13 protein-coding genes are annotated in these 20925 nt (G+C 48.3%); 3 read left to right on the top strand and 10 right to left on the bottom strand.

What is annotated here, in order from left to right; genetic code table 11:
• Positions 1 to 17: 17 nt before the first annotated feature.
• Together P8J86_07970 and P8J86_07965 are read right to left on the bottom strand one after the other, a co-directional pair.
• On the bottom strand, positions 18 to 887 hold the full coding sequence (locus P8J86_07970) for a nitrilase-related carbon-nitrogen hydrolase (protein ID MDG2054629.1): 870 nt from the start codon (positions 885 to 887) through the stop codon (positions 18 to 20).
• A gap of 30 nt (positions 888 to 917) precedes the next feature.
• Positions 918 to 2405, bottom strand: a complete 1488-nt coding sequence (locus P8J86_07965; GenBank protein ID MDG2054628.1) for a CoA-acylating methylmalonate-semialdehyde dehydrogenase — start codon at positions 2403 to 2405, stop codon at positions 918 to 920.
• 153 nt (positions 2406 to 2558) lie between these two features.
• Between P8J86_07965 and P8J86_07960 the strand changes: the two genes are divergently transcribed.
• A complete protein-coding gene (locus P8J86_07960; GenBank protein MDG2054627.1) occupies positions 2559 to 3818 on the top strand; it encodes a multidrug effflux MFS transporter in 1260 nt (419 codons plus the stop codon).
• On the opposite strand, the gene P8J86_07955 is transcribed toward P8J86_07960, so the two are convergent.
• The 7 genes from P8J86_07955 to P8J86_07925 form a co-directional block, all read right to left on the bottom strand.
• Positions 3819 to 5354, bottom strand: a complete 1536-nt coding sequence (locus P8J86_07955; protein ID MDG2054626.1) for a hypothetical protein — start codon at positions 5352 to 5354, stop codon at positions 3819 to 3821.
• Positions 5355 to 5603: 249 nt separating this feature from the next.
• Positions 5604 to 7445 carry a hypothetical protein gene (locus tag P8J86_07950; protein MDG2054625.1) on the bottom strand — a complete coding sequence of 614 codons (1842 nt, stop codon included), beginning with the start codon at positions 7443 to 7445 and terminating at the stop codon, positions 5604 to 5606.
• 170 nt (positions 7446 to 7615) lie between these two features.
• A complete protein-coding gene (locus tag P8J86_07945) occupies positions 7616 to 10816 on the bottom strand; it encodes a hypothetical protein (GenBank protein ID MDG2054624.1) in 3201 nt (1066 codons plus the stop codon).
• Between the two features lie 337 nt (positions 10817 to 11153).
• Positions 11154 to 14351, bottom strand: a complete 3198-nt coding sequence (locus P8J86_07940) for a hypothetical protein (protein MDG2054623.1) — start codon at positions 14349 to 14351, stop codon at positions 11154 to 11156.
• 451 nt (positions 14352 to 14802) lie between these two features.
• Complete coding sequence (locus P8J86_07935) at positions 14803 to 16278, bottom strand: M64 family metallopeptidase (protein MDG2054622.1); 1476 nt, start codon at positions 16276 to 16278, stop codon at positions 14803 to 14805.
• 346 nt (positions 16279 to 16624) lie between these two features.
• On the bottom strand, positions 16625 to 17305 hold the full coding sequence (locus P8J86_07930) for a hypothetical protein (protein MDG2054621.1): 681 nt from the start codon (positions 17303 to 17305) through the stop codon (positions 16625 to 16627).
• Positions 17302 to 17928 carry a hypothetical protein gene (locus P8J86_07925; GenBank protein ID MDG2054620.1) on the bottom strand — a complete coding sequence of 209 codons (627 nt, stop codon included), beginning with the start codon at positions 17926 to 17928 and terminating at the stop codon, positions 17302 to 17304. Before P8J86_07925 ends, P8J86_07930 begins: the two co-directional genes overlap by 4 nt.
• A 364-nt stretch (positions 17929 to 18292) precedes the next feature.
• On the opposite strand from P8J86_07925, the gene P8J86_07920 reads away from it, so the two are divergent.
• Positions 18293 to 18931 (top strand): HAD-IA family hydrolase, encoded by a 639-nt coding sequence (locus P8J86_07920; protein MDG2054619.1) that lies wholly within the window; start codon positions 18293 to 18295, stop codon positions 18929 to 18931.
• 146 nt (positions 18932 to 19077) lie between these two features.
• Here P8J86_07920 and P8J86_07915 read toward each other — a convergent pair whose 3' ends face one another.
• A complete protein-coding gene (locus tag P8J86_07915) occupies positions 19078 to 19635 on the bottom strand; it encodes a hypothetical protein (protein MDG2054618.1) in 558 nt (185 codons plus the stop codon).
• Between the two features lie 144 nt (positions 19636 to 19779).
• Between P8J86_07915 and P8J86_07910 the strand changes: the two genes are divergently transcribed.
• Entirely contained in the window at positions 19780 to 20418 is a 639-nt protein-coding gene (locus tag P8J86_07910) for an RluA family pseudouridine synthase (protein ID MDG2054617.1), read from the top strand.
• Positions 20419 to 20925: the final 507 nt, after the last annotated feature.

Here is a 20925-nt window from a genome sequence, read left to right as displayed (position 1 = left end):
TCTTTGGCTATTCGTGACTACCAGCTTGATATCTGCTCGTAGCTTTCTGGTCGACGATCTCGGAAAAATTGCCACGTATCTCGTACTTCTTGAATCATGTCTAGATCGAGATCAGCAACCAACACCTCATCTTGGTCTCGACTTGCTTCAGAAACCATCTGCCCACGCGGATCACAGAAGTAGGACGTTCCATAAAATTCACCAATATTCCAAGGTGCTTCGGTACCAACACGATTAATAGCGCCTACAAAATACTGATTGGCCACGGCATGAGCAGGTTGCTCAAGCTTCCATAGATACTCACTCAGTCCAGCCACGGTTGCTGAAGGATTGAAAACGATCTCAGCCCCGTTAAGACCAAGCTCTCGAGCCCCTTCTGGAAAGTGTCGGTCATAGCAGATGTACACGCCAATTTTTCCTGCTGAAGTATCGAAGACTGGATACCCAAGGTCACCTGGCTTGAAGTAAAACTTTTCCCAGAACCCTGGATTGCAATGAGGAATATGGTGCTTTCGATACTTCCCTAAATAGTTGCCATTCTCATCAATAACAGCAGCAGTGTTGTAGTACACACCTGGCATTGCTTCTTCATAAATTGGTACCACCAAAATCATGCCAAGCTTTTTCGCTTGCTTTTGCATAAGCGTAATCGTCGGTCCATCAGGAACTGCTTCAGCAGTGGCATACCAACGGGTATCTTGCTCTGCACAGAAATACGGACCGTAAAAAATTTCTTGTAAACAGCAAACCTGAGCCCCCTTACTTGCCGCCACTGAAAGCAGATCAAGATGCTTATCAATCATTGCTTTCTTAATCGCAACAAGATCTTCTGAACCCTGTATTGGATTTGATGCTTGTATGAGTGCTGCTCTTGTTACGCGTGGCATTTCGATCTTCCTTATTGGTGCTGAGCTCGCCTATAGCCAACGCCGCACAGTGACACGTGACTTTGTAAAGAATCGGAATCCATCTTCGCCGTTTGTGTGAAGATCCCCGAAGAATGAACGCCCCCAACCCGCGAAAGGAAACGCCGCCATCGGAGCGGGCACTCCAACATTGATGCCGAGCATGCCGGCCTCAACTGTATTCTCAAACTTACGAGCGGCATGCCCAGAGTTTGTAAACATCACGGCCATATTTCCATATTCAGAGCGATTGACCATTTGCACAGCCTCGTCAAGCGACGCGGCCCGCATCACTGATAGGACAGGGCCAAAGATCTCTTCTTGGCCGACACGCATGTCGGGCGTGACATGATCAAAAATTGTTGGTCCAACAAAACAGCCCGTCTTTGGCATTGATGTCTGGCGACCATCAAGTAATAGTGTGGCCCCCTCATTTACGCCAATCTCAATATAGGACTGCACGCGACTGAGTGATTCAGCATCCTGCATCGGTCCCATATCAACATCAGCTTCATTACCAGGGCCAACCCTAATTTTCTGGGCAGCATTAACCAACCCAGGCACAAGCCAGTCCGCACTATCACCTACACAAACCACAACCGACCCAGCAAGACACCGTTGCCCCGTATTTCCAAATGCTGATCCAAGAACGCCATCAATAGCCGCACCTTGATTTGCATCAGGCATAATGATTGAATGATTCTTTGCACCGCACATGCACTGAACACGTTTACCATGAGCTGCTGCAGTTCGATAGACATGTTCACCCGCCGCGGTTGATCCAACAAAGGAAATAGCCGCTACCTCTGGATGAGCGAGTAGGTGATTCACGACTTCATGACCACCATGAACGAGATTAAGCACGCCAGCTGGCAGTCCTGCCTCTTGAGCGAGCTCCACGCATCGCAAAGCAGAGCGAGGATCTTTTTCTGAAGGCTTGAGCACAAAAGTATTACCTGTTGCAATCGCCATGGGCCACATCCACATCGGCACCATGACAGGAAAGTTAAATGGCGTGATACCAGCACAGACACCGACTGGCACACGATCGACTGCTGAGTCAATTCCCACTCCGCCCTGATCTTCACTCCGACAAAATGTCGAGGACACTGCAATCTGTGGGAGCGTTCGCCCCTGCATTAAGACGGGCGCACCACAGGCATGTTCAATACAGTCAATACCACGCCGTACAGATCCAATAGCCTCGCCCCTCGTCTTGCCATGTTCCTCCACCACGATGTCTGCAAGCTCATCAATATGAGCTTCTAGCACCATCTTGTACCTAAAGAGATGTTGAACACGATCACCAACGGGCGTCTGAGACCATGCGGGGAGCGCTTCGGTCGCGGCCTGAACAGCTCGATCAACTGCGTCGGTCGAATCAAGCGAAGCCATACCCACTGCCTGCCCAGTTGCTGGATTGATATTTTTACGAGCCTCAGATCCATCCAAGGACTCTAGTTTTCCGCCAATAAAATGCGGGATCGTTGATGTCGACATGTTGATTTACTCCCGACCGTTTTTTGTGCTATTTCAATTCTGTCATTCTACTACATGGCGATCTAAGAAGCGGCTTATGAGAAAACAGGCGACCCTGGTAGCTTCCTATCTCCGATAGTTGACAGGGAATCTGATTCACAGTGAGATAGCGGCATGCCGAAGCCTGATCATCAAGGCCAGACACCACAAATTACCTCGCTATCCGATGGTGCTCGTCGTCGTGCCTTCTTCTCAATGATGGTGGCTTTGCCGCTGGGCGGTGCAGGAATTGACATCCTCTTACCATCGCTTCCAGCAATGGCTGAGCATTTCAAGACCAGCGAAACTGCAGTGCAATCCAGCATTGTGGTTTACATGGCGGGCTACGGCATCTCGCAATTTTTAATGGGCCCAGTGACTGATCACTTTGGTCGCCGCAAGCCGATTTTGCTTGGCACCGTTTTGTTCATTCTGGCAGCCATTGCCATCACTCTATCTGATGCGATTTGGATGGTACTGGCACTTCGATTTATCCAGGGAATCGGCGCGGCTTCTTCTGCCGTCGGTGCCAGATCTATTGTGGTCGATTGCTACAAAGGTAAAGAACGAGCAAAGGCCGCAAACTGGATGACGATTAGTTGGGCGGCGGGCCCGGTTCTCTCTCCAGGTCTCGGAGGCTATCTGCAAGATTGGTTTGGTTGGACAAGCACTTTTTGGTTTATTGCTGGCTGGGGAGTGCTTGTTCTGCTTGTGGTTTTTTTCATTATGCCTGAGACACACCCACGTACTCAATCATCAAAACTACTTGCATCATTTAAACCGTTTGGACAAATGATAAGACATCGTGTCTACCTATTCTCAGCTCTGGCGATGGGTAGCTTAATTACAGTGCTCTACGGTTTTGAAGTTCTTGCGCCCTTTTATGTCATCACAGATATGCAATACACGCCGATCGTTTATGGCCACTTACAATTAGTGATGGGTTGCCTTTGGTTACTTGGCAGTCTGTCGAATCGTCTACTCAGCGCTTATCTTCCGACATTTGCCACAATCATTGTCTGTGGTGTCATCGCATGCAGCATCAGTATCATCATGATTTTTCTCGATCTCAGTGGCGCATTTTCGATTTGGTGGCTTGCATTGCCAGCTGGCATCATTTTCTTTCTCGCATCAACGATCTGGCCAAACCTCTTTTCGCTGTGTCTCAGCGCCTTTCCCGATGCAGGCGGGGTTGCCAATGCAGGCGTGAGTTCCCTGTTTGTCGTTATTAGCGCTGTCTTTTCATTTTTCGGAATATTACTTGTTTCTCAGACAGCGTGGCCCATGTGGTGCCTACTTACCTTTGCCGTCGGTATCTGCCTCTTTATTGTGGTCTTCTTTTTAGGGGATGTCTTCCCAGATTTACGCAAGCGAGCGAAGGATCAAGTAACTTGACTACTCCCGATCGTTTTCAACGATTCGCTTTGGTACATCCCTAAAAATAATTTCTTCTGGCCACAACTGGTCCACTTGCGATGACAGTACTTGTCCGCCGTTATCGTTTATCCAGTCCGCCACATTATTGGTGACAGGAATCAGGTGAATGTTGATTTGTTCCTGACCCGTTGCAGATGCAGGCAGCTTGAATTCATTTGTCCAATTATGCAGCCCTAGAAATTCTGGCTCGATTGATTTTTCACCGTCGGTAATACCGGTTAGGTAACTGCTCATTTTTGAGTTGACAACTGGAAACCCTTCGACTTCCAACTCCACTTCAAATGCATAATCTAAGTGAGGGACAATACCGTGTGCGAGGCCGACGCGTGCGACCAAGCCATCATGGCCAAGTGCTGGCATGATGGTCACACCGGTCACCATAATCGCAGAGCTGATGGCATCTTTCAGATCAGGATCATCGATCAAATTGAGAGGAAGTGAACCCTCAGGAACGATTTCTAACTTTCTCTCGAACACCCTTTGCTGACGATGCAAGGGCTCTGGCCACTTCTCGGGATACTGGCGCCAAAGCACTGGAAGATCTTTGATCGCATCTGGTGCAAAAGCAGCCCACTCTAAATCAATAACGACATCATGGTTTCCAACCTCTAGCTCGGGCAAACTAATCTTCACCAATGGATCACCCGGAAATAATGAAATGAACTTACCATCCTGAGTACTTCCAATGTAGTGGCTTTGACCACCATGCTGGATCGACTGTTCTTGACCTTCGATCTTGACGCTACGTATCACTAACACCGTTTCTATGTCAAAGCGTCTACGCTGGCGCGGATTTTTAATGTCTAATCCAAGTGTATATTGAGATTGCTCAACGCGACCCAGCTTGGGAATTTCTACCTCATTAGGGTAAACCGAGAAGAGAAGCGATTCGAGCGAAGATTCTGAAATCAGTTTGTCTGCAATAATGAGCTTAACAAACGGCTCTATGCGAGAGAGACCGACAATTCGATCGTCGCTTTTGCTTCGTTGGATGTGCTGTATGATTTCTTCTACAACAGTTGTAATTTCTTCCTCTGATAGGTTGCTATTAACTGTTCTTATCTGAATTTCATTCCACAACTTCGGGTTGTTAAAATTTGTACTGATCGATCCAATAAGCTGATCATCGCTCATCATGGCAGCTTCTTTTGCGTCTACTCTTTGCGGCATCGTCGGCGCCAGAGTCGGTGCACCTAAGGTCATAACGAGAATGAGTACCAATGGCACCACAATTCCAATGATGATGAGTATCGCCCCAACATAAGCCAACACCGGTTTTCGATCTCTCTCCGCGTAACAAACCGAGCCAGGCACCGTAAGATCAGCGCCGCATTCAGAACATTTCGTTGGACGTTCTCCGAAAGTACGCAGATCGTATGAACACTTGACGCACCTTGGATCTCCAAGCTTCAAGCGGCCCCGAACACCAGCAGCAATAAGGGCTATGCCAATAAACACCAGTACAAATTGTAAAATGAAGAAGGAAATGATCATTCATGGTTCCTTTTTTGACGTCTCGGTGATAGTACCCGCCCCTACCGAAGTCAACCACTCTTGTTCTCTATCTTTTAGCCGATTCCTGCCCTCTTCTATGTACAGTGCTGAAATGGACCCATAGCCACTCTCAGTTGATTATGAGTGACTGAGTCTTGCTCACTTCATTCCCTATAGAAAAAGCCCGCCTTGAGTCATGTCAAGACGGGCTTACTTGTTTGCAGATCAATTCAACGATAGTGACATATCTCAATTCGAGCAGACATTCCCATAGTTTATAAGAAGCAGCGTAAAGTCTTCGAGATCGACTACAAGATCTCCGTTGAAGTCAGCTGTGCTCTCACCGGTCGTACCATATTGAATAAGTAGCTGGCTAAAATCGTCAAGATTGACAATGTTGTCGCCATTGGCGTCTCCGTCACATCTCGGTTCGGTCACTTCGAAGCTTCCGATCCAGGTCTGCCAACCACCATTGGACGCCCACTCGCCAATGTACCAGAACGTGGTGTCATCAAGCGGGTCGACCGTCAGATCAAAGTAATCACCCCATCGACCGTCGGCTCCGGAAGGACTTTCAACCACGATCACCGGTGATCCCATCGAACCGGCGGAGTCGGTCTTCATTCGACCCGTGACCTGCACGTTGGGATTGAGGTCGCTCCGGCAGTAGCCGATCACCAGTCCGACATCGTCGTACTTGTTGGATGCGATGGCGGGATAGAACGAGTGCTGTCCCTCCGGGAAATCGATGGCGCCGCTTTGGACGAGCGTGGGCGACGGCGGATTGCCGCTGACGCCGGGCCAATTGCCGGTGTCGAAGTGATACCAGCGGGACTCGGAACGGTTGCCTGATTCGATGGCATGCGCAGTGTAGAGCTGGCCATTTCGCCAATTGACGTTCATCAGCCGACCGTCAAGCGCATTGATGGAGCCACCGGGGTTCACCGCACCGGGAGGGCCGCCGTCATGACCGGGTATGGCCACGGATGCGGAACGCAGATCCGGTTGACCACCCTCGGAACGGATGGCCTGAATCTTCATGGACGAACTGGAATCACCGGAGACGAAGAACGGCGGCGTTCCTGGAGGTGCATCGTATATCTGCGCACACTGCACGGACGCTGAGCTCGTATCGTTGACATCGGTCCATGTCACCGGGTCACCGACGAGCATGGGCGCCTTCGGGAACAATCGATACATCGCTCCGCGGAAACCCGGCCCACTGCCGGACAGCAGGAAGAGGTTGTTGGTGGTGTAGAAAGTGTCTTCGTTGAATCCAAGCCCCGGGTAGTCGACCCAGTAGTCGGAGCCTTCGATCGTCAAGACGGCCCAAGTGCGGTACTTGTACCAGACGCCGTTGGGGTCACTGTCATCGGACACCGCGACGGTGATCCATGATTCACCACTCGAGTCGTAGAACTCAAGGGCAAGCACAAAGAATCGTTCGCTGTATGGATCGTAGAAGCACTTGGGATCGAAGCAGAAATCGCCCGAACCGACTGTCTCGAAGAAACCGGGACTACCCGTGCTGTCGAGGTTGGCATAGAACTGTTCGTTGCCATCACGGTCATAGAAGGCGATCGCCATGTTCACCGTCGCGACGATGTGATCGGGTCCGACCGCAAGCGTTGGATCGGGCGGCGTCCAGACCGTGGCGGAAATCGCCGGGAAATTCGGAGCTGCATCGACGCGCGGCTCTTCTAGCAACCGACCAAGCGGGAGATCCAGTCGGGGGCCCGGGGGAAGCGTCTTGTCTCGCTTGTGGGCGCGGAGCAGCGTGCCGGGACGGACGCCGGGGCCCGGATCGGTTTCGTGAGCCTGGCGCTGCTTTGGGAATTTTCGCGTATCGATAATCACCGGAGTGACCGTCGTTTTCGCCCAACCATTGGCATCCATGGCGATGGTTGGAACATTGTCGGGACGTTCACGGCCGGTGTCAGGGGTCCATCCGACCGGCCACTGCGGCGGGCGTGCTTCGGCCTGCAACATTGCCGGATCGATCGAACCGCTGGAACTGCATCCAACCATAGCGCATGCCATGGTGACGAATGCACCGGCGAAGACGGTGATCTTCATGAATTGATGAATCACGTTTTAAACTCCTTTGACCCCACGAAAAGGTCATGGTATTCAAACACTATAGTGCCGATCCGCGACTCAGTATTGATCCCTTGGCTCGCTCCGAAAGTAAAGAACCCGCCTTAAGTAATGTCAAGACGGGCTTACTTGTTTGCAGAAAAATTCTACAATAGTGAAAGATTTTAACTCGGGCAGATATTGCCATAGTTTATAAGAAGCAGGCTAAAGTCTTCGAGATCAACCACCAAATCACCGTTGAAGTCAGCTGAGCTCTCACCAGTCGCACCATACTCAATAAGTAGCTGACTAAAATCGTCAAGATTCACAATACTGTCTCCAGTGGCATCACCAACGCAGATCTCCTGCTCTTGATATTCAATTGAAAGTATGCCGCTTCCATCAAGACAACCCATGTCAAAATCTGACCCGATGTAGATGAAGTAACTATCACCTTGAATCACGTCGAGATAGGCGATTGGTTGCCCAGTATTTGAAGCGTCAATACTACATGCAACTGGATCCTTACTGGTACCACAGGCATCAAAGATGGCCAGCGCTGCATCGATAGAAGAAGAACCGCCGATGTCAACAGATGTGCCAATGGCAACCCTTCCAGATTCTGGCGAGGCCCACTTGATCCACACCCCGCAGCCAACGCGATTCCCCTCGCACGAAACAAGATCACCCGGCACGGCTGCACCCCAGGTAGAAAATGGAACTTTGTGATCGCTACCCGCTGAAAAAGCACCTTGGCAAGTCGTATTACTGGCCTGATCTGCAACTGGCTCAACATTGAGTGTGAATGCGCCAAGTGCGCCGGGTGTACCAGCAACCCGAATCAGAAATACCTGCCCCGCTTCGGCCCCCCAAATCGCAGTGGAAGCCTTTTCAGAACCTGAGTAGCTACATTGGGTATTGTCATTACAAGCAAACAGCTGGCTTACCTGAGTATTAAACACTGCAATTGTTGTATCAATCTGAGTTCCTGGATCACAGGTTGACGCACGAACGAGTCCATGAGCAGGCGCCTCATACCGATACCACGCATCGATAATATCTGACTGTGCGCAAACAGGTCCAAATGTGGTCGTCAACCCCTCGAGATTTCCAAACATTGGCTCGTGCACAATTGGACGCGCTAAATCGGGTCGATCACCAATTGTCTCATAAGGTTCGATTTCCAGATTGAAGATTCCATTGACTGGAGCGCCATTGATACCACCGATTCGAACGTAGTATGTCTGCCCCTGTGCAACATATGCGACCACTGGCTCTTCACACGATCGACACCCTTGGCCAATAGGGCTGGAACCAATATCTGGGAATCCTTCATAAACCTCGATGACATCGTTACAAAGATTGCCTGCAAAGTTTGCGCCGAAGTTATTATTTGATTCATCACTTTCACCTTCATCATTTTGATTGGAAAGTGATAATTTCCCGGCATGAGGAGCAACAAAATAGTGCCAAACACTACCAGTCAATTCCTCTCCACAAGCATCCCCACCATTGCCTGGCGAATTAGCATTGTTGACATGATATCTAGCGTATAACCAATCAAAATTAATCAGTACTGCAAGACCTGGCGTGTAGCTAGGAACATAATCGCCAACTGTTATTTGAGTTGGAATATAGGTCGCGTTGTTAACCGAACATTCATCCCACCAGTAGTCGTCACCATCTAATGTCGCAATTAAGCCAACATAGTAAGTACCACCAGGAATCGCTGTTGATGAAGTATTTGGAATCGTTATTCCGTTGAGGTCGCCCGTCCAATATTTTCCGGGATTGATCGTGCCAAAACTAAACTCGGCTATCTCGTAATCAGATTCGGTGATATTTTTATTAGAAGATAAATACACGCGCACCCGAATACTACTTTGTGAATTACTTGATAGATTCTCAACGGTTATGTTGTCAATATCAAATGAATCACCGGGGTCGAATAGCGTTGCACTTAGTGTGGCAGTTAATAAGTTAGTCGATGCGTAGTAAGACTCAACACCTACATCTTCAATAGACTCATCTGGATACAACGCTCGCAATGCCAAAACATCCAGAGCATGTAAACCCCTTCCATCTTCTACAACACTCCCCGACCAATGAGCGGTCATTGAGCAGGGTTGGTTATAGGCATAGGTTTCTGCGGCACAGTTACCACGTTCCAGGCCCAACGCGTGCCCGAGTTCGTGACGCGTTGTTGGCCGATAGAGAATATTGCTGGTGCCGATCACATCATCGAGGTCATAACGCCAGGAAAATGCGGGATTATGCATAATGTCAGCTTCAGCAATATTGCAACAGCCACAAGCATCTGTTGTCCAGCAGACAGCAATTGCTGAGGCACCCCATGACCAACCACTACCATAGGCACTCGCGACTTGAGCACTTGTTGCCCAACCACAGAACTCATCTTCGAAGTTGCTGTCCCATCCACCATCATCATCAGAGTAAGTAAAGACATCTACTTGCTGATTGAAACGGTACATAATGTTGTTGTTTTGCGCCCACGAAGTCCAAGACTCCGGGACCTGTTCCATTGTTATATTGCTACCAACATCTCCGCAATAACAGATAATGCCTTGATTCATTCGATCCGCACGATCAAACACAGAGCCGACAGGACGCTGTTGATTCAGGCGCTGAGCCTTGCCAAATTTCGGTCGTTTTCCAGAACGTTTTTCAACTTGAACTGGCGTTTGCTGCTGAGCAATCTCACTGATTGCGACGACCATTTCCTGAAGGGTCACTAGTTTTCGTGGAGTTGGCTCTACATGTGTCTGGGCAACACCATTACCATCAAGCTCAAATGGTGCTTGTGTATGCATGTGCTCAGAAACCATTCTGTACTCGGGAACACCATCACGAAGCGAGATCACTGGTGCCGTCAGATGAAGGCGTGTTCTCGAAATGCGATCTATTCCTTGATACCCATACGTCAATGGATACGCATTTCCGCCACGATCGTATGCAATTGGAAACACGCCCTGACGACCACCTGAAAATGGATTTAAGTACTGGCCATCATCTAACTGTGAAAATATGAGGTACTCCTGACCTATTTCAAACTTTGGCGCGCAACACATACTCAACGAAACACCGCCAGCGGTTCCACCACCAAAGCGAATCTTCACTTTTTCGCCAATATATGCTTGTGCACTCGAACGCGCTACGATCGGCGACACCTGCTCAAAAACTATTTCAGTCGAGATAAAACCGCTCTTGTTCGCTGTGCCATTTATCGAAGCCACGCGCCCAACGAACACTGCATCACTCGTATGCACCACTTGGTTAAAACCCAAGCCAATTTCATGTGCCAGGGTCGATTCCTTTATAAAAAGGCTCCCAATGACACAAACGCACAAAGCGATAATAGTTCTCATAGCCCTCCACTCCCTTATGTGTGTAGGTAGTCACATTGATCAATGAGGAAGTAGATTTCTACCCCCACTCGGCTCTCACCGACCTCAACTCTAGCAGACTTACCTTGGAGTAATAAACCAAAAACCCTCACCAAGAAGCCAAAATTTAATCCCCCTTTTTGTGCCCCCTTTTTTGCTTGCCTAGAACGCGATACAAGCCCTGAATTATTCACTTAGATCTATCACCCCGGACTGCCAATCTGTATTGGGTGCTTTATGGGCATGATCTCTTTTTTAAAAAAAGGGCTCTCCCGAATCATTCGAGAGAGCCCCTTGAAAGACAAGATTTCTAGATTGCCTACGAGCAGGTGTTTCCGTAGTTCACAAGAAGAAGACTAAAGTCTTCGAGATCAACAACGAGATCGCCATTAAAGTCGGCTGAGCTTTCACCAGTGGACCCGAACTGTATAAGCAATTCGCTGAAATCATCAAGATCAACAGTTCTATCTCCAGTCGCATCGCCAACACACAACTCTTGCTCTTGATACTCCATTGACAGCATTCCGTTGCCTTCTAAGCACCCAGCATCTACATCCGATCCAACATAGATAAAGTAAACATCACCAGCTTCTACATTGAGAAGAGCAATGGGCTGCCCAGTATTGGAAGCATCCATACTACATGCAACTGGTTTCATGTTTTCTTCACATGAATCGAAGATAGCAAGGGCCGCATCAAATGTGGCTGATCCACCAATGTCTTCAGAAGTACCAATCGCAACGGTACCTGTTTCGGAGGCACCCCACTTAACCCAAACGCCACAGCCAATGCGGTTGTTATCGCATTCAAAAACTTGGCCGGGCGATGGAGCACCCCATGTTGAAAATGGCATTCGATTATTAGTAGAGGCAGAAATCGCACCACCACAGGCAGTATTGCTTGGCGTATTGGGTGCGGCTTCGATGCTCAAACCAAAGGTGCCTCGCATCAAATCAGGACCACCAACACGGACTAAAAACTCTTGTCCTGCTTCAGCACTCCAAACGACTGTAGAGGACTGCTGAGATTCCGAGATTCCACATTCATCATCATCATTACAGGCAAGAACTTGATTGCCGTCACGATCATAAATTGCGAGCGTCGTATCAATACGAGTTGCTGGAGAACATGTTGATGCCCGAATGTCACCTGAAGCAGGTGCTGTATAGCGATACCACACATCAATCACATCCGTTTGCGTACAAACAGCGCCAGTCGAAGAAGAAAAACCATTCATATCACCAACAATGGGTTCATGACCAGCAGGAATTGCAAGATCTGGCTTGTCACCAATCAAATCAAAAGGCTCAAGATCGAAGCTGAGCACGCCATTGATTTCAGCACCATCGATTCCACCTATGCGAACATAGTACTCTTGGCCTTTTTGAATAGAAGCGACCACTGGTGCTTCACATGTTCGGCATCCCTGAGCGATCGGCTGAGATCCAGTATCGGGAAATCCTGCGTACACTTCAATAGCGTCATTACAAGAGCTACCCGCAAACCTATCGCCTTCATTGTTGCCTGTTCCACCACCTTCTTCTTGATCATTCTTCATGGCTAGATTAAGGCGTCCAGAATGTTTTGCGAAAAATCGGTACCAAATACCGCCTGTGAATTCACCGCCACAAGCTTGCCCACTGTTATCCTCAGAGTTTGAGTTGTTTATATGAAGTGCATAGTACAGCCATGTAAAATCTAAAGGGATAGCGATACCTGGAGTCCAGCTCGGAACATAATCACCGACTGTAATTTGTGTAGGAATATATGTTGAATTATTGACAGAGCAATCATCCCACCAATAGCTAGTGCCATCGAGTGTCGCGATCAGTCCAACATAGTAAGTACCACCTGGTATCGATGTTGACGATGAATCAGGAATTTTAATACTCGTCAAATCACCAGTCCAAAATGTCGCTGCTGAAAAGTTTGAAAAAGAGAAGTCTGCTAGTTCATAATCATACTCAGAGATGTATTTGTTCTCTGACAAGTAAACTCTGACGCGAATACCACTCTGTGAATTCGTTGAAACATTTTCGACGGTCACATTCTCGATATTGAAGGTATCTCCTGGCTCAAGATTGGTGTCACTCAACGTTGAACTGATCAAACCACCCGATGCGTAGTAGGACTCAACGCCGACATCCTCAATGGCTTCGTCAATATAAAGATTTCGTAAAGCTAACACATCAAGGGCGTGCATACCTCTGCCATCTTCTACGACACTACCAGACCAATGAGCTGTCATTGAGCAAGGTTGGTTGTAGCTATAGGTCTCTGCACCGCAAGCTCTTCGTTCAAGCCCGACTGCATGCCCAAGTTCATGACGTGTTGTTGGCCGATAGAGAATATTGCTGGTACCGATCACATCATCGAGGTCATAACGCCAGGAAAATGCGGGGTTATGCATAATGTCAGCTTCACGGATTTCACAACAGCTACAAAAATCTGACGTCCAACACACTGCAATGACTGAAGCACCCCAGGACCATCCGCTCTGGTATTGATTTGCAATTTGACCGCTTGTTGGCCAACCGCAGAACTCATCGTCCCAATTATTTCCCCAAGTACCATCAGAAGCCGTGTAGGTGAAGATGTCTGTGTGCTGATTAAAGCGGTACATGAGGTTGTTATTTTGACCCCATGCGGTCCATGCTGTGGGCACTTGCTCCATAGTGATTGCATCATCTACATCACCACAAAAGCAAATGGTCCCTCTCTCTAGCCGTTCCGTCTGATCAAAAACAGGTTTCTCAGTCATTCGCTGACCGATTCGCCGAGGCGCCTGAAAAGCTGGGCGTTGCCCCGACCGTTTTTCAACGTCAGTTGGCGTCTTTCTTTGAGCGATTTGACCAATAGACTCAACCAATTCATTAAGTGTGACGAGCTGCCTTGGTGTTGAGTCAAGTCGTGTCTTCGATGCACCATTACCGTTCACTTCGACTGGTGATTGCGTATTGAGATTTCGAGAAACGATATTGTATTCAGGGACACCATCACGAAGTGAGATGACCTGAGAAGTCAGATGTAGCTTTTTGTCGCCAACTTTTTCGATTCCCTGAAATCCGTAGGTGAGTGGATATGCAGTACCACGATCGTCATAGGCAATACGGAAGATGCCTTGCCGGCCACCTGAGAATGGGTTTAAGTATTTTCCACCATCGAGTTGACTGAGAATTAAATACTCTTCCCCAATCTTAAACTCCGGCGAGCAACACATGCTCAGCGATACCTTGCCTGCTGTGCCCCCACCCATTTCGATCGTCACTGTTTGCCCCAACTGAGCACGTGACGAGGGGCGAGATAACACTTCAGAAACTTCATCAAAAACTATTTTTGTTGAAATAAAACCTGACGGATGTGGAACGCTTGTAATCGAACTCACACGACCAACAAAAGCTGCATCACTCGTGTGAACAACCTCGTTAAATTTCATTCCGATTTCATGAGCATAAGTCGTCTGTGCACTCATTGCACAAACAAGACTTGCTACGCATAGAGATAGTCGTTTTATCATGAGACATTCTCCTTTTGCTTTCTTTAATAAGTAGTACGTTTTGTAATTCGCACCCTCATTACCAACTTAAAAATTCAAATTATCTACGAAAGACAACAAGGCTTTTTTCAAAAGCTAGCCAATGGGATTTATTTGAATGAATCGCAAGCTGAGAGGGAGGGCAGCAGATCGTCTGTAAATCAAGGGCTATAAATCAATAAAACACCATTTCCTTTATTAGGGCGATCGCCAGAAAATATGTATGCGACTTATCAATCAACGCGGCATCGCTCGAGGCGAGGGGCAATAAACATTGACACGATATTTTTTTTAAATACGAGCTACGGAAACTTAGAAGAGGCCATTGAGGCGTTCAAGACCATTTATGAGCACGTCATTGAGAGCACCATAAAAAAGACTCTCCCTAGATTCTTCCAGGGAGAGCCTGTCTCTTTTTTACATATACCCTGATCTATTCGGAACAGACTCTGCCATAGTTGACTAGCAATAAAGAGAAATCTGCCAGATCAACAACCAGATCATTGTTGAGATCTGACGGCCCCCCACTCTCAAGTCCGTAATTCAAAAGAAAAACACTAAAGTCTGCCAGGTCTACAGTGAGATCTCCATTGATATCACCAACACAGGGTTCTTCTGGCCTATCAATCTCCCAGGTACGTGTCTGACTCAGGTAGGAAGCTCGGGCGGCCTCATCGCGAACCCATGGTGTGTTGTCCACAACTTTGACAGAAATGGAATGATCCCCAGTTGCAAGATCAAAGTCCGCAAGGTCAAATGTCTCCCCGGTAGCCCCTGCGATTTCTACACCATCAATGGACCATTGGATATCAAGTGTGCTCCCACCCGGATCTACTGGATCTACAAAGATCAGCTCATCACCAACCAGTGGAGGTGAGAGTGGCGTGGCATCATCAATCGGATCGACAATTTTGTAGAGCTCGATGATCAGCCCTTCTCCTGAAGGGAGATTAAAGGGACGATTCAGACTTCTCATCAATGAATTATTACTGGGACGAAAAATGCCAAATTCTGAGTAGCTCGCACCCTCAAATGTGCCAACTGGACCATCCCAACCACCCTCATTGTAATTGAGCCACTGGTGCCACTTTGTCGTGTTCGCTTGCATTTCACTCGCATCATAGATCGAGACGTTGCGAGCAGAAGGTTCCCCACCACTATACGTTTCGCTGCCACCGTAACTATATTCGTCTGCGAGATTACCAAGGCTATGACCCAATTCGTGCAGCGCTACTTGAGCAGCTGCACCATTACCACCAGCATAGGTGCCTATCTCAGATGAAGAATAGCCGGCGCCTCCATACTTCGTAGAGTTCGCTACCGCTAAAATCTGATCTGCATCGGGCGCATAGTTTGCGAAGTTCCAAGCTAATGTTGTATTGACACATAAGAGTCGCTCGGTTCCTCCACACCAGAATCTCATATCGAGCGCGGTATCACGATCGATACCCTCTGTAGGATCATTATCAACACCTGATTCATTTGAGATCACATCAACTCGATGCACGTTGAATAGCCCGGCATAAGAAGCAAGAGGCTCTGTTGAGAAGAAGAGATCAATACCAGCCTGACAGTGGCTGTTATAAGCGGATAAATCTGATGCCTGGTAGCCATCGCCGACAAATACAGCATCAATACGATTGAGAGGATCCCCATTGTCAATCACAGTCGTGACAACTGGCCCACCAAACATTGATCGGAATCCATGCCTACGATGCTCTGTCATTGGCTGCATTGCCATTTCCACAAAGCCCCCAACAAGGTTGCCCTCTTCATCAAGACCGTCGTAGTAGACGCGCTCAGTCGTTGGCGGATCATCTGCAGTTGCCAAGGGAACGAAGACCAATAGCCCAATAACGCCGCATGTTGAAACAACAGCGCTCCTGTGTTTTAGTAAGGTCATCAGCATCTTGCACTCCTGTTTAGAATCATCTCAATCCAATGAATCTGCCGTCGTTTTTCCTTGATTGATAAAAATGCCCTCGCATTTTTAAACGCCCATCCCCTATCAATAACTACGCCAAAAACACCTCTGCAGATGTGCAAATGACCGTCATTCCTTTGATTGATCATAAGTCGTTGAGTCACAATACCATAAGGACGCCTGGAATCGAATCAAATTTCCGTGACTCAGGATTTTAGTAGCCTGCATCTCGTCAAACCAAGGTTTTCTTAATGCAATCAACGACCCCGAGAGCGCCTTCGCTTCACCATACAGAACGATCAAACAGCAGCGCCTTGTTCTTTCAGATCGATCACGAGGCATACCGAGCTAAATATCGATCAAATGCCGGCCCCAGTTTTCGCCGTAGGTACGTTTCAATTTCCTGCTGTTGCCCCTCTTCAAGATTCGGGGTCGATTTACTTCTGCCAATATCCCGTTGATCATAGAGTTTGAGTGATTGCTGTCGATGAAACTCGACGTCGAATGAATCGATGCTGTGATCAATACCCATCAAATCAAGTACCGGCCCGACAGCACGCACATCCGCCTGCATGTCCTCGTAGTAAAGCACACACTTCTCACCCTGAAATTGATTGTACGCCTGCACGTTCACCATGTATCGCGATAGCGTCCACTCACTCCGAACAGCGTTGGCCTTATAATCTCGAATCACCAGTACCATTCGACTAAAGATTGGATGAAAGCGATAACCAACGAGACTCAGACCCTGGCGGATGAATTTCGGCAGCTGGCTCTCCTTATAGAAAGCACAGTCACAATCATTGGGCCCGTCAGTCTTTCGCACGTCATGCGTCCGATAGACAATCGGATCGCCTTTTTCAAAGATACGTACAGGGCCAGGTGTTCGCTGCCCACTAAAGTGCTCGATACAGTAGCGCAACCAATTCAAGCCACTTCTTGGATGGCTTACGAGAATGACCTTGGATGGGTCAATTTGGCTGATCGCTTTTAGTTTTTTTATGGCTTTCATGAGCGTTCTACATATCGCCCGAGGTTTCTCTCAAATCCATCGCCTAGCTTACGCTTAAGATATTTCTCTATGGTTCGCTGTTTATCAGCACTGAGCTTTGGCAAGGCGGGACTACGCCCGATACCACGCACATCGTAAAGATTCAATGAAGCTGCCCGGTGCTTCTCTTCATCAAAAGAAGATAGATCAAACTCTATCTCAAGGAACTCAAGGATCTTCTTGACTGGCCACATGTCGTTTCGCAAGTCTTCGTAGTAAATCACTTGCTTCTCACCATCAAAACGATCATAGGCCAACACATTGCTCATGTAACGAGACAGACTCCACTGACTACGAACAGCATTTTCTTTGTAGTCACGAAGAACCAGAATCATCCGGCTGAAGATTGGCTGGAAACGATGACCAACCAGTCCCATCGCTTGACGTACAACTCTGGAGTGCCGCCCCTCCTCGTAAAACATACAGTCACAGCTATCGGGGCCTTCCGTCTTTCGTACATCGTGTGTGCGATAGATAATCGGCTCGCCTGTTGATTGCAATCTTGCCAACCCCGGCGTTCGCTGGTGGCTAAAGAACTCAATGCAATATCTCAGCCAATTAAGCCCACTTCGAGGGTGACTCACTAAAATTGTCTTCGATCGATCTAAGTCCAATGCTCGCCTTCTCTGCCTATGCCTTTTTAGCACACCGGCCCGTGCTCGTTTTATCTGCGAAAGACCTCTGCTAACTTGGAATAATAATCGACCCCGGCTCTCGGTGGCTGTAGATCATCAGCCGATACATGCCACTTGCTTTATTTCAGCATAGCAGGCCACTGAAGCTACCATAAAGCAATCTGTTGAACCTCTTTTACTGATGGACTCTGCTAGGAAAGAGGGCCGACCTAGATTTCAGTACACCGAGGCGATCAAAGCCAGCCCATGGCTGCCGCCACCAACCTATTTTCCTTAACTGTTGCCATCGATGGCCAACTGAAGAAACAAGACAATGGCTCACTCACCTCTTATCTGTTTTGATCTCGGCGGTGTGCTCGTAAGACTGAGTGCATCTATTGAAGAAGCGATTGCCTATGCAGGCCTGCCAGCGCGTGACATTGCGATCACCAACGAGTTCCATACGGCACACGCACAACTTATCAATGAACACCAAACAGGCCAACTCTCCTCAATAGAGTATTACGATCGTTTGAGCCTTCTCCTTGAGGGAGCATACCGCCCATCGGAAATTGAGCTAGCACATGCCGCTTGGCTTCGAGGCCCCTATCAAGGCACCACTGAGCTGATACAAGAAATAAAGGAGGCAGGCTATGAGACGTGCTGCTTATCAAATACGAATGACGCGCATTGGAACTTACTTATCAACTATCCCAACGTCTCTTTACTTGATCGATGTGAAGCATCGCATCTCTTAGGTCTGGCGAAGCCTCAACCTTCTATCTACGAAACAATGCAACGAAAACTAGGTCGACGTGCCAATGACATCCTTTTTTTCGATGATGATCGCAACAATATTGTTGCTGCTCATGTTGCTGGCTGGGAGGCCGTACAAATTGATCCCAAAAAGCCAACCTGTGAACAAATTCGCCGAGGCCTAAAACAGCATGGCGTTTTACTCAATCCAAACTAATCCCTAAAAGGGACACTCCATCCATCAGCTTAATGCCCTTTGCTCATTTCATTAAGTCGCTGTGCAGACTCGGGGTCATAAAATCACTAAGAGCTTCGGCGCGAATGTCGTTCATCTCGAGTACATGATTGTGACATGAAACTGCTTTAAGCATCAGGCATTGCCTTGGCGGGTTCAAACTTGAACTCTTGACCACCAATAGATGCTTGTGCCGACAAGCCAAACTTGTCATGCGTGAAGACAGCAACACCTTTTTGGTAGTCAACTTGCGTTCCACCGCCAGCTGTCACAGCGACCGCTGCAGTATGTGCCTGAAATTTAATATTGCCGTCCTTAAAATCTTGAAAGGCTTGTTCATTCTTAAAGAAGATCATCTCTGAATACCAGCGTCCACCGACATTTCCGCCAACAGACGCCTGAAATATTCTTGCATACCCAACCAAGTTGCCTTGAACGTACACCTCACCCTGACCAGATCCCGCAGCAGCGATTAACCCACCGTAAGACACTGTCGGAAAACAGACATAGCCATAGGCTGTCCCCATGAACTGAGCAACCCGTGGGTCTTTGTCGCTCATCTCCTTAATGGTGGCCGTCACACTAGAATCGAGTGCTTCTTTCTCTTTTTCATTTTTTGGGGTTGTCTCACATCCAAGTACCAAAGCCAATGAAAACAGCACTGCTATTTGACAAACAAGTCGCATCGAGATTCCCCTTATGCCTTTTAGATTGATCATCCACCTACGCTGCCTTGTTTAGCATATCGAGTTCATAAAAGGTAGTATCAAACAGTGACTGAAGGCCATAACAGCTTGGATTTTTCCCCGCCGACAGTACGGGAAGGACCTTTGTTATGTATTCATCACATTGGGCCTGGATATGCTGTTCTCGAGAAGGTGTCTGGCCTTCTGTCTGTACCTGGACGCGGCCCAGAAAAGATCGACTCGATTCAGTACCGAGTGAAGCAGGCTTTTCCAAAGTCCACCGGCCCTATTTCACCACATCGTCTCGATCAAGACACCAGCGGACTCATCATTGCGGCATTGAATCCGCTGGCTCATCGGCACTTCGCGACGCAGTTCCAAGATCGGAAAGTTGAAAAAACCTATCTTGCTCGTGTCGAGGGAGTGATCGCTGAGGAAGGTGGGGAGATTGATTTACCATTGATTGTGGACTGGCCCAAACGCCCACGCCAAAAGGTTTGCTATGAAGAAGGTCGTCCAGCCCAAACCCGCTATCGCGTGCTTCAGCGTAATGAGAATAATACGCTCGTTGAGTTCCAACCCATTACGGGGCGTTCTCACCAACTACGCGTCCATGCTGCAACGCCTCGAGAATTAGGTGGCCTCGGTTGCCCCATTCTGGGGGACTCCCTGTACGGCAATTCAAAGCTTGCGCCGCGACTACTGCTCCATGCGAGCCACTTGGCTTTTTCAGAACCCAAAACCAATTCCTGGCTGCAATTCAATAGCCCTTCCCCCTTCTAGAAACATAGAGTGGGTCCTGTTTTGAGGTGACGCCCTCAGCTCAATCCGTGAAGGAAGCGAGTGCCATTCTGGTCCCCTGTGGCTCGAAGAATCTTCTTCGGCGATTAATCACGTCCTCAAACAGGCGTCTTCATACTGTCGCTTATGACCTAAAGATGACTGAGTTCCTAGAAGACCAACCAAACAATCACTCTACTTGCCAAAAAAAGCATCGAACAGCCCACCTCCCTCACAAATCAACAGATTGCCCCTGTTTGAGGATCGCAACTTCAAAAACCTCCATAGAGCACCAAAAATGGGAGTTCGATCGCTCTGCGCGCTTCATTGATCGATGTTTTCTGGCTCATTCTCCAAGTCCTAAGAGCATGCAGAAGAACATCTCTATTTTGACTGGCTGATTCGATTTGCCTTGGCCGAAGATTGGTTTAGGATTTAGCTGAGGGGGGCTCCACAAGGATCGAGTCACAGAAGAGTCCGGAGGGTGAATACCACACTCCTCCCCAGCCC

Source organism: Phycisphaerales bacterium (assembly GCA_029268515.1).
GTDB lineage: Bacteria > Planctomycetota > Phycisphaerae > Phycisphaerales > SM1A02 > JAQWNP01.
The sequence above is the reverse complement of the archived record's forward strand: the minus strand, read 5'-3'. Positions and strand labels throughout refer to the sequence as shown.

What these genes read in the sequence shown, in the direction of transcription:
- P8J86_07960 (MDG2054627.1), top strand. Translation starts at nt 2,559, where the DNA reads ATGCCGAAGCCTGATCATCAAGGCCAGACACCACAAATTACCTCGCTA.
- P8J86_07945 (MDG2054624.1), bottom strand. Translation starts at nt 10,816, where the DNA reads ATGAGAACTATTATCGCTTTGTGCGTTTGTGTCATTGGGAGCCTTTTT.
- P8J86_07930 (MDG2054621.1), bottom strand. Translation starts at nt 17,305, where the DNA reads ATGAAAGCCATAAAAAAACTAAAAGCGATCAGCCAAATTGACCCATCC.
- P8J86_07940 (MDG2054623.1), bottom strand. Translation starts at nt 14,351, where the DNA reads ATGATAAAACGACTATCTCTATGCGTAGCAAGTCTTGTTTGTGCAATG.
- P8J86_07915 (MDG2054618.1), bottom strand. Translation starts at nt 19,635, where the DNA reads ATGCGACTTGTTTGTCAAATAGCAGTGCTGTTTTCATTGGCTTTGGTA.
- P8J86_07935 (MDG2054622.1), bottom strand. Translation starts at nt 16,278, where the DNA reads ATGCTGATGACCTTACTAAAACACAGGAGCGCTGTTGTTTCAACATGC.
- P8J86_07920 (MDG2054619.1), top strand. Translation starts at nt 18,293, where the DNA reads ATGGCTCACTCACCTCTTATCTGTTTTGATCTCGGCGGTGTGCTCGTA.
- P8J86_07965 (MDG2054628.1), bottom strand. Translation starts at nt 2,405, where the DNA reads ATGTCGACATCAACGATCCCGCATTTTATTGGCGGAAAACTAGAGTCC.
- P8J86_07955 (MDG2054626.1), bottom strand. Translation starts at nt 5,354, where the DNA reads ATGATCATTTCCTTCTTCATTTTACAATTTGTACTGGTGTTTATTGGC.
- P8J86_07970 (MDG2054629.1), bottom strand. Translation starts at nt 887, where the DNA reads ATGCCACGCGTAACAAGAGCAGCACTCATACAAGCATCAAATCCAATA.